Genomic DNA, 17,221 nt, shown 5'->3' with positions numbered 1-17,221 from the left:
GGCGGCCGAGTCCGGCCGCCGCAACCTGAGCATCTACGCCCGTCCGGCCGAAGCCGCCGACGAGGAACCATGGGTACGGCATGCCACCGGCGTGCTGGCCACAGCCGCGCCCGCCGCCGCCGGCTTCGACACGGCGGTGTGGCCGCCGCAGGACGCCACCCCCATCCAGGTGGACGACCTGTACGACCGGTTCGCCGCGGGCGGCTTCTACTACGGGCCGGTGTTCCAGGGCCTGCGGGCCGCCTGGCGAGGTGCTGACGGCGAGGTGTTCGCCGACGTCGTCCTCCCCGAGCAGGCGGCGTCGAGCGCGGGTTCGTTCGGAATGCATCCGGCGCTGCTGGACGCCGCGCTGCACGCCGTGACCTTCGCCGGGCTGGACGAGGCCGACGGCCGGTTGCCGTTCTCCTGGGGTGAGGTGTGCCTGCACGCCGGTGGCGCGTCGGTGCTGCGCGTCCGGCTGGACAGGACCGGAGGCGACGCGGTCTCGGTGATCGCGGTGGACGCCGCAGGGGAACCGGTGCTCTCGGCGCGGTCACTGGTGCTGCGCCCGGTCGCGGCCGACCAGGCTGTCCTGGGCGGCGGTCGCGACCCGCTCAGGGACTCACTGTTCCAGCTGGCCTGGACGGCGTTGCCCGACGGACCGGCTGCCGTCGACTTCGATTCGGCCGAGCTGACCCTGACCCCGGCCTCGGACCCGGCGGCGGCGCTGGCGGCGCTGGAGACGGTGCCGGAGGTGGTGACCGTTACGGTCGGCGCCGCGCACGGCGACGTGGTCGCTTCGGTTCACGAGTTGACCGCCGCGGCGCTGGACCTGCTGCGCGCCTGGCTGGCCGATGACCGCTGTGTCCGCTCCCGGCTGGTGTTCGTCACCACGGGTGCCGTCGCGGCGAGCGAGAACGAAACCGTGACGGACCTGGCGGCCGCCGCGGTATGGGGACTGGTGCGGTCCGCGCAGTGGGAGGAACCAGGCCGGTTCGTACTCGTCGATGTGGCCGGGCAGGAGCCTTCGCTGCCGGAGGTGCTGGCCGCCGCGTCGGCGTCGGGCGAGCCGCAGGTGGCGGTACGTGAGGACGGCGTACGGGTGCCCCGGCTGGCGCGGGTGACACGCGCCGCTGATCCTGGCGATGTCCTCGATGAGGGCGACGCGCGCCCGTGGGCCCCGGAGGGAACGGTGCTGATCACCGGCGGCACCGGTGGTCTTGGCGCGCTGTTCGCGCGGCACGTGGTGGCCGAGCGTGGGGTACGGCGTCTGCTGCTGGCCAGCCGCCGTGGTCTGGACGCTCCGGGCGCGGTGGAACTGCGGGCCGAGCTGATCGCGCACGGCGTCGAGGTCGAGATCGCGGCGTGCGACCTGGCGGATCGGGATCAGGCGGCGGCCTTGCTGGCCGGGATCGATGCCGCTCATCCGCTGACTGCGGTGATTCACACCGCCGGTGTGCTGGATGACGGCACGATTCCCTCGCTGACACCGGAGCGGCTGGACACGGTGCTGCGTCCGAAGGTGGACGCCGCCTGGCACCTGCACGAGCTGACCCAGGACCTGGACCTCGCGGCGTTCGTGCTGTTCTCCTCGCTGGCCGGGGTGATGGGCAACGCCGGTCAGGGCAACTACGCGGCGGCCAACGTCTTCCTGGACGCGCTGGCCCTGCACCGGCGGGCGGCGGGACTGCCCGCGCTCTCGCTGGCCTGGGGCGCGTGGAGCCAGGACGCCGGGATGACCGGCACACTCGACGACGCCGAAATGCGCAGAATGGCACGGGCGGGCATGCCGCCGCTGTCGCCAGAACAAGGTCTGGCGTTGTTCGAGGCCGCCACCACGCTGGAGCACGCGCTGCTCGTCCCCGTCCGGCTTGAGCCGACGGCACTGCGGACGCAGGGCGAGATTCCGGCGCTGCTGCGCGGGCTGGTGCGGGGAGGCAGGCGGTCGGCGGCGTCCGGCTCTGTGGTGGCCGCGACGTTGCTGCAGCGGCTTGCTCCGCTGGGAGTGGCCGAGCGCGCCGAGGTCCTGCTGGATCTGGTGCGCACCGAGGTGGCCGTCGTGCTCGGGCACGTCTCCTCCGGCACGGTGGAGGTGCGGCGGGAGTTCCGCGAGCTGGGCTTCGACTCGCTCACGGCCGTGGAGCTGCGTAACCGGCTGAACGGCGCGACCGGCCTGCGGTTGCCCGCCACGCTGGTGTTCGACTACCCGACGCCGACGCTGCTCGCGGAGTTCCTGCTGGCCGAGCTGCTCGGTGAGGACGCCGACGCGGTCATCCCCACGGCCATCCTGCCGGTGGCGGACGACCCGATCGTGATCGTGGGCATGGCGTGCCGCTATCCGGGCGGGGTCAACTCTCCCGAGGACCTGTGGCGGCTGGTCACCGAGGGCGCGGACGCCATCTCCCCCTTCCCGACGACACGCGGCTGGCAGCGTGACGCGCTCTCGCAAGCCGAGGGCCAAGCCGTCAAGTATGTCCAGGCGGGTGGCTTCCTGCACGAGGCCGGCGAGTTCGACCCCGGGTTCTTCGGCATCTCGCCGCGTGAGGCGCTGGCGATGGACCCGCAGCAGCGGCTGCTGCTCGAGGTGACCTGGGAGGCGATCGAGCGGACCGGGATCGACCCGGTCTCGCTGCGGGGCAGCCACACGGGCGTGTTCGCCGGTGTCATGTACCACGACTACGCCAACAGCACGGCCTTCCCCGCCGACGTGATGGGCTTCATGGGCACCGGCACCGCCGGCAGCGTCGCCACCGGCCGGCTCTCCTACACCCTGGGTCTGGAGGGCCCGGCGGTGACGGTGGACACCGCGTGCTCGTCGTCGCTGGTGGCGATGCACCTCGCGGCGCAGGCGCTGCGCGGCGGTGACTGCTCGCTCGCGCTGGCCGGCGGTGTGACGGTGATGGCCACACCTGGGCCGTTCATCGACTTCACGGGGCAGGGCGGCCTGGCCCCCGACGGCAGGTGCAAGTCCTACTCCGACGCGGCCGACGGCGCGGGCTGGTCCGAGGGCGTCGGCATGCTGGTGCTGGAGCGGCTGTCGGACGCGCGCCGTAACGGTCACCAGGTCCTGGCGATCGTCCGGGGTTCCGCGGTCAACCAGGACGGCGCGTCCAACGGTCTGACCGCGCCGAACGGTCCTTCGCAGCGGCGGGTGATCCGCAAGGCCCTGGCCGGGGCGGGGCTCACGCCCGCTGACGTGGACGCGGTTGAAGGGCACGGCACCGGTACGACGCTGGGTGACCCGATCGAGGCGCAGGCGCTGCTGGCGACCTACGGCCGGGATCGGGACGAGGATCGTCCGCTGCTGCTGGGTTCGATCAAGTCGAACATCGGTCACACGCAGGCCGCCGCCGGTGTCGCCGGTGTGATCAAGATGGTGCTGGCCATGCGGCACGGGCTGCTGCCCAAGACGCTGCACGTGGACGAGCCGTCCACGCATGTGGACTGGGCCTCTGGTGCGGTGGAGCTGCTGACCGAGCCGGTGGAGTGGAAGAAGAACGGTCACCCGCGCCGGGCCGGTGTCTCCTCCTTCGGGATCAGCGGCACCAACGCGCACGTGATCTTGGAGCAGGGGCCGGAGGCTCCTGTGACGGAGCCGGTGGAACAGGCGCCGGGCGTCGTGCCGTGGGTGGTCTCGGCCAAGACTCCGGAGGCGCTGCGTGGTCAGGCGCGTCGTCTGGCGGCGCAGGTGGAGGCCGGCGATCTGGACCCGGTGGATGTGGGGTCCTCGCTGGTGGTGTCGCGGTCGGTGTTCGAGCACCGTGCGGTGGTGGTCGGACGTGACCGCGAGGAACTTCTGGCGGGCCTGTCCGCGGTCGAGGCCGGCGAGCCGGCGGCTCGCGTGGTCGCGGGTGTGGCCGACGTCGCCGGTAAGTCGGTGTGGGTGTTCCCGGGTCAGGGGGCGCAGTGGGTCGGTATGGGCGGGCGACTGCTTGAGGAGTCGCCGGTCTTCGCGGGCCGGATGGCGGAGTGCGCGGCGGCGCTTGAACCGTTCGTGGACTGGTCGCTGCTGGACGTGATCCGGCAGACCGAAGACGCCCCGTCGCTGGATCTGGTGGATGTGGTCCAGCCGGTGTCCTTCGCGGTGATGGTCTCCCTGGCTGCGGTCTGGGAATCCCTGGGCGTCCGCCCCGACGCCGTGGTCGGTCACTCGCAGGGCGAGATCGCGGCTGCGGTGGTCGCGGGTGGTCTGTCGTTGCAGGACGGCGCCCGGGTGGTGGCTCTGCGTAGCCGCTTGATCGCCGACCGGCTGGCGGGGCTCGGGGCGATGGCGTCTGTGCCGTTGCCGGTCGAGCAGGTGCGTGAGCGGCTGGCCGGCTGGGACGGCCGGGTGTCGGTCGCGGCCATCAACGGCCCTCGCTCGGTGGTGGTGGCCGGTGAGGTCGCGGCCATTGAGGAACTGGTCGAGCGACTGACCGCTGAGGAGGTGCGGGTCCGGCGGATCGCGGTGGACTACGCCTCGCATTCGGCTCAGGTTGATCTGATCGGTGAGGAACTGGCGCATGTCCTGGCGGAGGTGACTCCGCGTTCGGTACGGATGCCGATGCTGTCGACCGTGACCGGCCAATGGCTGGAGGGACCGGAACTCGACGCGGCCTACTGGTGTGACAACCTGCGCAACACGGTCAACTTCGCCCCGGCGATCGGGGAACTGCTGGAGCAGCGCCACCGAGTGTTCGTGGAGGTGAGCCCGCACCCGGTGCTGACGATCGGCATCGGGGAGTGCGTGGACGAGGCTGCGGTAGACGCGGTGATCGCCGGGACCTTGCGGCGTGACGAGGGCGGGCTGGACCGGGTGCTGATCTCGGCCGCAGAGCTGTTCGTACGCGGCGTGACGGTGGACTGGCGGGCACTGCTGCCGGGTGGGCGAAGGGTCGATCTGCCGACCTATGCCTTCCAGCACCAGTGGTTCTGGCCTGACGGCAGTGCGAGCGCCGGTGCGGGGAACGTGACGGCGGCGGGCCTGGCGGCGACGAAGCATCCTCTCCTGGGCGCGGCGGTGGGCCTGGCCGACTCCGACGGAGTGGTGCTGACCGGCAGGTTGTCGCTCGCCACGCATCCCTGGCTGGCCGACCACACCGTGGCCGGGATGGTGTTCTTCCCCGGCACCGGGTTCCTTGAGCTGGCGATCCGCGCGGGTGACCAGGTCGGCTGCGACCTGGTCGAGGAGCTGACCCTGGCCGCGCCGCTGGTGCTGGCCGAGGACGAGGCGGTCGTGGTCCAGATCGCGGTGGGCGCGCCGGAGGAGACCGACCGCCGGACCCTGAGCGTCTTCTCCCGGCCGGCCCAGGCCGGCGACGAGGCGCAGTGGGTACGGCACGCCACCGGGACGCTCGGCACGGACACTCGGGGCGTTGCGCACTTCGACACGGAGGTGTGGCCTCCGGCCGGCGCGACCGCGATCGAGCTGGACGGACTGTATGACGAACTGGCCTCCCGAGGGCTGGGCTACGGCCCGGCGTTCCGAGGACTGCGGGCGGCCTGGAGCGGCCCCGGTGGCGAGGTCTTCGCCGAGGTCGCCCTTCCCGAGCAGACGGCGTCGAACGCGGGCGCGTTCGGAGTGCATCCGGCGTTGCTGGACGCTGCTCTGCACGCGGTCAGCTTCGCCGGGTTGAACGTGGCGGAGGGTGGCCTGCTGCCCTTCTCCTGGCAAGAGGTGGGCCTGCACGCGAGTGGCGCCGCGCTGCTGCGCGTCCGGCTGACCAGGTCCGGTGACGACTCCGTGTCGCTGTCGGCGGCCGATCGGGCGGGAGCGCCGGTGTTGTCGGCGCGCTCGTTGGTGGTGCGTCCGTTCACCCCCGAGCAGTTCGCCGGTGCGGGCGGTGGCGGCGTACCGCGCGATTCGCTGTTCGGGCTGGACTGGACCGCGCTGCCGGAGGTGGCGGTCGCGGAGACCGTCACGAGCATGGTCGAGCTGACCGGGGAACTCACCTCGCTGGATCCCGTGCCGGACGTGGTCATGGTCACCGTCGAGTCGGCCGACGCCGAGAACGTGGTGGAGTCGACGCACGAGCTGGTCGCCCACGTCCTCGACCTGCTGCAGCGGTGGCTGGCCGACGAGCGGTTCAGGACTTCGCGGCTGGTGTTCGTGACGCGGGGCGCGGTGGCCGCGAGTGAGAGTGAAGCGGTCACCGATCTGGCGGCCGCGGCGGTCTGGGGCCTGGTGGGTTCGGCGCAGTGGGAGGACCCGGGCCGGTTCGTGCTGGTCGATGTCGACGCGGAGCTGTCCCCATCGTCGCTGGCCGCGGTGCTGGCCTCCGGTGAGTCGCAGGCGGCGGTGCGCGAAGGCGCGCTGCGGGTACCTCGGCTGGCCCGGGTGACACCGGCCGAGGAGCCGGAACGGCCGTGGGATCCGGACGGGACAGTTCTGATCACCGGTGGCACCGGCGGTCTGGGCGGCCATCTGGCCCGGCATCTGGTCGCCGAACGCGGCGTACGGCACCTGCTGCTGACCAGCCGCCGGGGCCTGGAAGCGGCCGGCGCAGCTGAGCTGGAGCGGGACCTGGCCGCGCAGGGCGCGCAGGTGACCATCGCCGCCTGCGACATGGCGGACCGGGACCAGGTGGCGGCCCTGCTGGCCGGTGTCGACGCCGCTCATCCGCTGACCGCGGTCGTGCACACCGCCGGTGTGCTGGAGGACGCGACGATCTCGTCGCTGACGCCGGAGCGGCTGGGCAGGGTGCTGCGTCCGAAGGTGGACGCGGCCTGGCATCTGCACGAGCTGACCAGCGGCATGGACCTGGCGGCGTTCATCCTGTACTCGTCCTTGTCGGGTGTCATGGGAGCACCCGGGCAGGGCAACTACGCGGCGGCGAACAGGTTCCTGAACGCCCTGGCCCAGTCGCGCCGGGCCGAAGGGCTGCCCGCGCAGTCCCTGTCCTGGGGCGCTTGGACCCAGGACACCGGCATGACCAGCGCGCTGAGCGAGGCCGACATGCGGCGGATCGCCCGGACGGGCATGCCGCCGCTGTCGGTGGAGCAGGGTCTGGCGCTGTTCGACGCGGCCTGCCGGGTGGCCCGGCCGGTGGTGATCCCGCTCCGGTTGGAGCTGGCGGTGCTGCGCACCCACGGCGAGGTCTCCCCGTTGTTGCGGGGGCTGGTGCGGGGCGGTCGGCGGTCGGCGGCGTCCGGTTCGGTGGTGGCGGCCACGCTGTTGCAGCGGCTGGCTCCGCTGGGGGTGGCCGAGCGTGCCGAGGTTCTGCTGGATCTGGTGCGTACCGAAGTGGCCATGGTGCTGGGCCACGTTTCGCCCGAGACGGTGGAGGTGCGGCGGGAGTTCCGTGAGCTGGGCTTCGACAGCCTCACCGCGGTGGAGCTGCGTAACCGGCTGAACGCCGCGACCGGTCTGCGGTTGCCTGCGACGCTGGTGTTCGACTACCCGACGCCGACCGTGCTGGCGGAGTTCCTGCTGGCCGAACTGCTCGGCGAGCACGCCGACGCGATCATTCCCGCACCCGCCCTGCCGTTGAGCGACGATCCGATCGTGATCGTGGGTATGGCCTGCCACTTCCCGGGTGAGGTGCATTCTCCGGAGGATCTGTGGCGGTTGGTGGCCGAGGGCGGGGACGGGATCTCCGAGTTCCCGACCACGCGCGGCTGGGATCTGGCGGCTTTGTTCAACCCGGACACCGAGCATCGGGGCACCAGTTACGTGCGCGAGGGCGGCTTCCTGGACAGCGCCGCGCAGTTCGATCCTGGCTTCTTCGGCATCTCGCCGCGTGAGGCGCTGGCGATGGACCCGCAGCAGCGGCTGCTGCTGGAGACGTCCTGGGAGGCGATCGAGCGGGCGGGCATGGACCCGACCTCACTGCGGGGCAGCCGTACCGGGGTGTTCGCCGGCATCTTCTACCACGACTACGGGATGAACGCCCAGTTCCCGCCGGAGGTGATGGGCTTCGTCGGCACCGGTACCGCCGCGAGTGTCGCGACCGGCCGTATCTCGTACACGCTGGGGCTTGAGGGCCCGGCGGTGACGGTGGACACCGCCTGCTCGTCGTCGCTGGTGGCGATGCACATGGCGACGCAGGCGCTGCGCTCGGGCGAATGCGACCTGGCGCTGGCCGGTGGCGCGACCGTCATGGCCACCCCGTTGGCGTTCATCGACTTCAGCACCCAAGGAGGCCTGTCGCCCGATGGCCGGAGCAAGTCTTTCGCCGACGCGGCGGACGGCACCAGCTACTCCGAGGGCGTGGGCATGCTGGTGCTGGAGCGGCTGTCGGACGCCCGCCGCAACGGGCATCCGGTCCTGGCGATCGTCCGGGGCTCGGCGGTCAACCAGGACGGTGCGTCCAATGGTCTCACCGCGCCGAACGGTCCGTCGCAGCAGCGGGTGATCCGCCAGGCGCTGGCCGGCGCCGGGCTGTCTCCCGCCGGAGTGGACGCGGTGGAGGCGCACGGTACGGGTACGACACTGGGTGACCCGATCGAGGCGCAGGCGCTGCTGGCGACCTACGGTCAGGACCGGCCGGAGGGCCGGCCGCTGCTGCTCGGTTCGATCAAGTCGAACCTCGGTCACACGCAGGCGGCTGCCGGTGTGGCTGGTGTGATCAAGATGGTCATGGCCATGCGGCATGGTGTCCTGCCCAAGACGCTGCACGTGGATGCGCCGTCCTCGCACGTGGACTGGGCCTCCGGCGCGGTGGAACTGCTCACCGAGCCGGTGGAGTGGAAGAGGAACGGCCACCCGCGCCGGGCCGGGGTGTCCTCGTTCGGGATCAGCGGCACCAACGCCCACGTGATCTTGGAGCAAGGACCGGAAGGTTCTACGCGACCCCAGGCGGAAGAGCCTGCCGGGTCGGCCGGTGGTGTGGTGCCGTGGATGATCTCGGCGAAGACTCCGGAGGCGTTGCGTGGTCAGGCGCGTCGTCTGGCGGCGCATGTGGAGGCCGGCGATCTGGACCCGGTGGAGGTGGGGTCCTCGCTGGTGGTGTCGCGGTCGGTGTTCGAGCACCGTGCGGTGGTGGTCGGCGGGGATCGCGGCGAGCTGCTGGCGGGCCTGTCGGCCGTCGAGTCCGGTGAGCCGGCGGCTCACGTGGTCGCGGGTGTGGCCGACGTCGTCGGGAAGTCGGTGTGGGTGTTCCCGGGTCAGGGAGCCCAGTGGGCGGGTATGGGTGCCGCCCTGCTTGAGGAGTCGCCGGTCTTCGCGGGTCGGATGGCGGAGTGCGCGGCGGCGCTGGAGCCGTTCGTGGACTGGTCGCTGCTGGACGTGATCCGCCAGGCCGAGGACGCCCCGTCGCTGGACCGGGTCGATGTGGTCCAGCCGGTGTCGTTCGCGGTGATGGTCTCCCTGGCGGCAGTCTGGGAGTCCCTGGGCGTCCGCCCCAACGCCGTGGTCGGCCACTCTCAGGGCGAGATCGCCGCAGCGGTAGTCGCGGGTGGCCTGTCGCTGCAGGACGGCGCGCGCGTGGTGGCGCTGCGCAGCCGACTGATCGCCGACCGGCTGGCCGGGCTCGGCGCGATGGCGTCTGTGGCGCTGCCGGTCGAGCAGGTCCGTGAACGGCTGTCCGGCTGGGACGGGCGAATCTCGGTCGCGGCCATCAACGGCCCTCGCTCGGTGGTGGTGGCCGGTGAGGTCGCGGCCATCGAGGAACTGGTCGAGCGACTGACCGCTGAGGAGGTGCGGGTCCGGCGGATCGCGGTGGACTACGCCTCGCACTCGGCCCAGGTCGATCTAATCGGTGAGGAACTGGCGCAGATCCTGGCGGAGGTGACTCCGCGTTCGGTGCGGGTGCCGATGCTGTCGACGGTGACCGGCCAGTGGGTGGAAGGTCCGGAACTCGACGCGGCGTACTGGTGTGACAACCTGCGCAACACGGTCAACTTCGCCCCGGCCGTCGGGGAACTGCTGGAGCAGCGCCACCGCGTGTTCGTGGAAGTGAGCCCGCACCCGGTGCTCACGATCGGCATCGGCGAATGCGTGGACGAGGCCGCAGTAGATGCGGTGATCGCCGGTACGTTGCGTCGGGATGAGGGCGGGCTGGACCGTGTCCTGGTCTCGGCCGCCGAGCTGTTCGTCCGCGGTGTGACGGTGGACTGGAAGAGCGTCCTGCCCGGCGGTCGCCGGGTCGATCTGCCGACCTATGCCTTCCAGCACCAGCGGTTCTGGCCGAACGCCAGGCAGAGCGGCGACGCCCGTGTTCTGGGCCTGTCCGCGACAAGGCACCCTCTGCTGGGGGCGGCCGTGGGCCTGGCCGACACCGATGGGATGGTGCTGACCGGCAGGTTGTCGGTGAGTACGCAGCCGTGGCTGGCCGACCACGTGGTGGCGGGCTCGGTCGTGGTGCCGGGCAGCGTGTTCGTGGAACTGGCGGTCCGGGCGGGTGACCAGGTCGGCTGCGATGTGGTCGAGGAGCTGACGCTGGCCGCGCCGCTGGCTCTCGCCGAGCACGACGCGGTAGTGATGCAGGTGTCGGTGGGCGCGCCACAACAGGGCCGCCGGAGCCTCAGCGTGCACACGCGTCTGGCGGACGGCGACGACGATGCTCCGTGGGTGCTCCATGCCACTGGCACTCTCACCACGGGCCTCGCACTTTCGCCTGCCGAGTCGTTCGATGCGACGGTGTGGCCCCCGGCCGGCGCGACCGCGATCGAGCTGGGCGGGCTCTACGAGGAACTGGCGGAGGAGGGCTTCGCCTACGGTCCGGCGTTCCAGGGGCTGCGGGCGGCCTGGCGGGGTTCTGACGGCGAGGTGTTCGCCGAGCTGAGCTTGCCGGAGCAGGTCAGCGGCGCAGGGGAGTTCGGGTTGCACCCGGCGCTGCTGGACGCGGCGTTGCACGCGGTGCCTTTCGTCGGGCTGGACACGGTGGGAAGCGGCTGGTCGCCGATCACCTGGGGTGAGGTGTGCCTGCACGCGGGCGGCGCGTCGATGCTGCGGGTCAGGCTGACCGGGGCGGGCGGTGATGCGGTGTCGCTGGTCGCGGTGGACGCGACGGGTGCGCCGGTGGCGTCGGCCCGGTCGGTCGTGCTGCGGCCGGTCTCCACCGAGCAGCTTGCTCTTGACGGTCGTGGCTCTGGGCGGGACACGTTGTTCCGGGTGGAGTGGGCCCCCATGGGCCTTACGCCGGAGGCCTTTGGGGCGCCGATGTCGGTGGGGCTGCTCGGCCGGGACACACTGGGCGCCACAGCGGCGTTGCGGACCGCCGGGAACGACGCGGCCGGAGAGTCGGGCGGACTGCCGGTCCACGAGGATCTCTCGTCCCTGCTGGAGTCGGGTCCGGTCCCGGCCGTGGTGGTGACGGAGCTGGTCTCGGATCCGGCGGTCGGGGTGGTGGAGTCGGCGCATGAGCTGACCGCCCGCGTTCTGGACCTGGTGCAGCGGTGGCTGGCCGATGAGCGGTTCGCCGATTCGCGGCTGGTGTTCCTCACCCGGGGCGCGGTCGCGGAGGGTGAAGCGGCGCCGGATCCGGTGGCGGCGGCGGCTCACGGTCTCGTCCGGAGTGCTCAGTCGGAGAATCCGGGCCGGTTCGTGCTGGTCGATGTCGATGGTGAGCTGTCTGACTCGGTGCTGGCCGGGGTGCTGGCCTGCGGCGAGCCGCAGGTGGCGGTGCGCGGGGACGAGGTACGGGTTCCGCGTCTGGCGCGTCTGACGCCTGCGGAGACGGTGGAGCGGCCGTGGGATCCGGATGGCACGGTGTTGATCACCGGCGGGACCGGTGGTCTGGGTGCGCTGTTCGCTCGCCATGTGGTGGCCGAGCGTGGCGTACGGCATCTGCTGCTGACCAGCCGCCGGGGCTTGGAGGCTCCGGGCGCGGTGGAGTTGCAGGCGGAGCTGATCGCGCACGGCGTGGAGGTCACGATCGCGGCGTGCGACATGGCCGACCGGGACGCGGTTGCGGCCCTGCTGGCCGGTGTCGATGCCGCTCATCCGCTGACCGCGGTGATTCACACCGCCGGTGTGCTGGCCGACGGGACGATCCCGTCGCTGACCTCCGAGCGGCTGGACAGTGTGCTGCGTCCGAAGGTGGACGCGGCCTGGCACCTGCACGAACTCACGCGGAGCAGCGACCTGGCCGGGTTCGTGGTGTTCTCCTCGATGGCCGGGGTGACGGGCAACGCCGGTCAGGGCAACTACGCGGCGGCGAACGCCTTCCTCGACTCGCTGGTCCAGCTGCGCCGGGCGCAGGGGCTGCCCGGGTTGTCGCTGGCGTGGGGCCTGTGGGAGCAGGAAACCGGGATGACCGGTGGTCTGGGCGCGATCGAGCTGCGCCGGATAGCGCGGGCGGGCATGCCGGCGCTGTCGGCCGAGCAAGGGCTGGCGGCGTTCGACGCGGCCGCCACGTCGGGGCAGACGGCGGTGGTCGCGGCACGGCTGGATCTCCCGGTCCTGCGGACGCTTGGCGAGGTGCCGCATCTCATGCGCGGCCTCGTCCGTGTGGGCCGCCGGTCGGCGGTCTCCACCCCGGTGGGCGGGGACACGGAGCTGGTACGCAGGCTGGCCGGGCTGGGTGAGACCGAGCAGGTCCGGCTGGTGGTGGAGCTGGTTCGGGCTCAGGCGGCGGTGGTGCTCGGGCACGCGTCGGCGGAGACTGTCCAGGTACGGCGGGAGTTCCGTGAGCTGGGCTTCGACTCCCTCACCGCCGTGGACTTGCGTAACCGGCTGAACACCGTGACGGGGCTGCAGTTGCCGGCCACGCTGGTGTTCGACTACCCGACGCCGATCGTGCTGGCGGAGTACCTGGTTTCGGAGCTGCTGGGCCGGCAGGACCAGGCCGTCGGGTCGGGTGTGGTGGCCGGGCTGGGCGCGTCGGTGGCGGACGACCCGGTGGTGATCGTGGGGATGAGCTGCCGGTTCCCCGGTGGGGTGGACTCGCCGGAAGGTCTGTGGCGGCTGCTGTCCGAGGGCGAGGACGCGATCTCGCCGGTCCCGGCCGATCGTGGCTGGGATCTGGCGTCGGTGTCCGGGACGGGTCTGGACATCCAGGGCGGGTTCCTGGCGGATGTGGCCGGGTTCGACGCCGGGTTCTTCGGGATCTCGCCGCGTGAGGCGCTGGCGATGGACCCGCAGCAGCGGTTGCTGCTGGAGGGGGTCTGGGAGGCCGTCGAGCGCGCCGGGATCGACCCGGTCTCGCTGAAGGGCAGCTCCACCGGCGTGTTCGTGGGCACCAACGGTCAGGACTACATGAGCCTGATGATGAACGCCGCGGCAGACGTGGAAGGCCATGCCATCACCGGTATGTCGGCCAGCGTGCTGTCCGGCCGCCTGTCCTACACCCTGGGTCTGGAGGGCCCGGCCGTGACGGTGGACACCGCCTGCTCATCGTCGCTGGTGGCGATGCACATGGCGGCGCAGGCGCTGCGCTCGGGCGAATGCAGCCTGGCGCTGGCCGGCGGCGCCACGGTGATGACCACCCCGATCGGGTTCATCGGGTTCAGCGCGCAGGGCGGGTTGGCGCCTGATGGACGGTGCAAGGCCTTCTCCGACACCGCCGACGGCACGACCTGGTCCGAGGGCATGGGCGTGCTGGTCCTGGAGCGGCTGTCGGACGCCCGCCGCAACGGGCACGAGGTACTGGCGGTCCTGCGTGGGTCGGCGATCAACCAGGACGGTGCGTCCAATGGCCTGACCGCGCCGAATGGTCCGTCGCAGCAGCGGGTGATCCGCCAGGCGCTGGCCGTGTCGGGGCTGTCGCCGTCCGAGGTGGACGCGGTGGAGGCGCACGGCACCGGTACCACGCTCGGTGACCCGATCGAGGCCCAGGCTCTGCTGGCCACCTACGGCAAGGACCGGCCGGAGGACCGGCCGCTGCTGGTGGGCGCGATCAAGTCCAACTTCGGTCACACCCAGGCCGCCGCGGGCGTCGCCGGTGTGATCAAGATGGTGCTGGCGCTACGTCACGGCGTACTGCCCAAGACGCTGCACGTGGACGAGCCTTCCTCGCACGTGGACTGGACCTCCGGCGCGGTGGAGCTGCTGACCGAGTCCGCCGAATGGCCGCAGACCGGCCGTCCGCGCCGGGCGGGTGTCTCCTCCTTCGGGATCAGCGGCACCAACGCCCACGTCATCCTCGAACAGGGGCCGGCGGCTCCGCGGATCGAGGCCGGGACGGCGGCGCGGGACGATGCGCCGGCCGCAGGTGTGCTGCCGGTGCTGGTGTCGGCCCGTACTGCAGCGGTACTGCGGGCGCAGGCCGAGCGGCTGGTCTCACATGTACAGGACCGCGGTGAGGTGGCGCTGGCCGATACGGCGTTCTCGCTGGCCACGACCCGTCCGGCGTTCGAGCATCGTGCGGTGGTGCTGGCCGGGGACCGTGATGGTCTGCTGGCCGGGCTGGCCGCGCTGACCGAGGACCGTCCCGGTGCGGGTGTGGTGCGCGGTGTGGCGGCGGAGCCGAGGCTCGCGGTGTTGTTCACCGGCCAGGGCAGCCAGCGGGCGGGGATGGGCCGGGAGCTGTACGACCGCTTCCCGGTATTCGCGCAGGCGCTGGACGAGGTGATCGCCGAGCTGGACCCGCTGCTCGACGGGTCGCTGCGGGAGGTGCTGTTCGCCGAGCCGGGTACGGCCGAGGCGGAGGCGCTGGACCAGACGGGGTGGGCGCAGCCGGCGCTGTTCGCGGTGGAGACCGCGCTGTTCCGGCTGGTGTCCTCGTGGGGGATCCGGCCGGAGGTGCTGGCCGGGCACTCGGTCGGAGAGATCACCGCGGCTCACGTGGCCGGGGTGCTGTCACTGGCCGACGCGTGTGCGCTGGTCGCGGCCCGGGCGCGGCTGATGCAGGCCCTTCCTGCGGGTGGGGCGATGGTGGCGGTGCAGACCTCCGAGGAGGCGGTCAACGAGCTCCTGGCCGGGCGCGAAGACCAGGTGTCGATCGCGGCGGTGAACGGCCCGGCCTCGATGGTCATCTCCGGGGCCGAGCAGCCGGTCCTTGAGGTCGCCGCCGCGCTGGAGAAGCGCGGGGTGCGCACCAAGCGGTTGCGGGTCTCGCACGCGTTCCACTCGCCGCTGATGGACCCGATGCTGGAGGACTTCCGCACGCTGGCAAGCAGGCTCACCTACAACCCGCCGCGAACTCCGATCGTGTCCACCCTGACCGGGCAGGCGGCCACGGCCGAGCAGCTGTGCTCGCCGGATTACTGGGTGGATCAGGTTCGTGGCGCGGTCCGCTTCGCCGACGGCGTCCGCACGCTGGAGACTCAGGGCGTACGGGCGTATCTGGAGCTGGGCCCCGACGGTGTCCTGACCGCGATGGCCCAGGACACCCTTGCCGCAGAGATCGATAACGTGCTGGTGCCGCTGCTGCGCCGGGACCGGGACGAGCACGAGGTCGTCATCGAGGCGCTGGCTCAGCTGCACGTGCACGGCGTACCGGTGAACTGGCAGGCGGTGCTCCCGCGCGGGCGCCGGGTCGACCTGCCGACCTATGCCTTCCAGCACGAGCGGTACTGGCCCGCGGGGGCGGCTTCCCGGGTGGGTAACGTGGCCGCGGCCGGGCTGGCGGTGACGGATCATCCGCTGCTGGGCGCCGCCGTGGGTCTGGCCGACTCCGACGGGGTGCTGCTGACCGGCCGTCTGTCGCTGTCATCGCATCCGTGGCTGGCCGATCACGCGGTGGCCGGCACGGTGATCTTCCCGGGCACCGGGTTCCTGGAACTGGCGATCCGGGCCGGTGACCAGGTCGGCTGTGACCTGGTCGAGGAACTGACCCTGACCGCGCCGCTGGTGCTGAGCGAGACCGATCCCGTCGCGGTGCAGGTGTGGGTGGGCGCCGCGCAGGAGACCGGCCATCGGAGCGTGAGCGTCTACGCCCGCTCGGCGCAGGCGGCCGACGATGTGCCGTGGGTGCGCCACGCCACCGGCACGCTCGCGACCGGCGTGTCCACTGCCGCGCCGTTCGACGCGACGGTCTGGCCCCCGCAGGGCGCGACCGAGATCGAGCTGGACGGGCTGTACGAGGGACTGGCTTCGGGCGGGTTCGAATACGGCCCGGTGTTCCAGGGTCTGCGGGCGGCCTGGCGCGGTGCCGACGGTGAGGTGTTCGGCGAGGTCGTCCTGCCCGAGCAGGCGCAGTCGAGCGCGGCTTCGTTCGGGGTGCATCCGGCTCTGCTGGACGCTGCCCTGCACGCGGTGACCTTCGCCGGGCTGGACGATTCCGAGGGCGGCCGGTTGCCGTTCTCGTGGAGTGAGGTGAGCCTGCACGCCACCGGGGCGGCGATGCTGCGCGTGCGGATGAGCCGGACCGCCGCCGACTCGGCCACGCTGACGGCGGTGGACGCCGCAGGGGAGCCGGTGCTGTCGGCACGCTCGCTGGTGCTGCGCCCGTTCTCGCCCGGTCAGATCGCCGCCGCGGGTGATGTCCAGGCGGCGGAGCGCGACGGGCTGTTCCGGCTGGAATGGACCGCGCTCTCCGATGTTCCCGTGGCCGACCTGGTGCCGATGGCGGTGGTCGGTCTGGACATGCTGGGCCTGGTGGGAACGTGGGAGTCGGCCGGGCAGCCGGTCGCGGCTCATCGTGATCTGCCGACGCTGGCCGAGGCGGGGCCGGTGCCAGGTGTGGTGCTGGCCGAGATCGAGACCGCGTCGGCTGAGGACGCGGTGGCAGCGGCGCATCAGGTGACCCGTGAGGTGCTGGGCCTGTTGCAGAACTGGCTGGCCGAAGAGCGGTTCGCCGAGTCGCGACTGGTGTTCCTCACCCGGGGAGCGGTCGCGGCGGGCGATGGCGAGGACGTCACCGATCTGGCGGCCGCGACGGTGTGGGGGATGGTGCGCAGCGCGCAGGCGGAGAACCCGGGCCGGTTCGTGCTGGTGGACGTGGACGAGGAGTCGGTGCGGCTCGGTGCGCTGGGCGGGTTGCTCGGTGGGGTGCTGGCTTCCGGCGAGCCGCAGGTGGCGGTGCGTGGCGGCGGCGTGCGGGCGGCGCGGTTGGCATCGCTGGCGTCGGGGGCGGGTCTGCTGCCTCCGTCCGGTACGGCGTGGCGGCTGGGGAGCAGGGCCAAGGGCAACCTGGACGCGCTGGAGCTCATTCCCGACCCGGGGCCGGCCGAGCCGTTGGCGGCCGGGCAGGTGCGGGTGGCGGTGCACGCGGCCGGAGTCAACTTCCGTGACCTGCTGGACGCGCTGCACGCGCTGGGCTGGTTCCAGGACAAGGTCGGCCTGATGGGCGGCGAGGCCGCCGGCGTGGTGCTGGAGGTCGGCCCCGAGGTCGACGACATCCGCCCGGGGGACCGGGTGGTCTGTCTGACCGAAGGTGCGTTCGGCCCGGTGGTCACCAGCTCCCAGGTTCTGACCAAGATCCCCAACGGGATTTCGTTC

The 17,221-nt window shown here is 72.1% G+C and carries 1 protein-coding gene (cut by a window edge); it reads left to right on the top strand.

Annotated features, from left to right (window positions below; genetic code table 11):
* The first annotated feature begins 91 nt into the window (after positions 1-91).
* Positions 92-17,221 carry the 5' portion of an SDR family NAD(P)-dependent oxidoreductase gene (locus KIP79_RS48890; RefSeq protein WP_372453510.1) on the top strand. The gene runs 12,324 nt beyond the window's last position, so 17,130 of the gene's 29,454 nt are visible here — the first part of the coding sequence; its start codon is at positions 92-94; its stop codon lies off the right edge, out of view.

It is taken from the genome of Acrocarpospora catenulata, assembly GCF_018476525.1.
Classification (GTDB): Bacteria; Actinomycetota; Actinomycetes; order Streptosporangiales; family Streptosporangiaceae; genus Acrocarpospora; species Acrocarpospora catenulata.
This window is presented reverse-complemented; position numbering and strand designations above follow the sequence as displayed.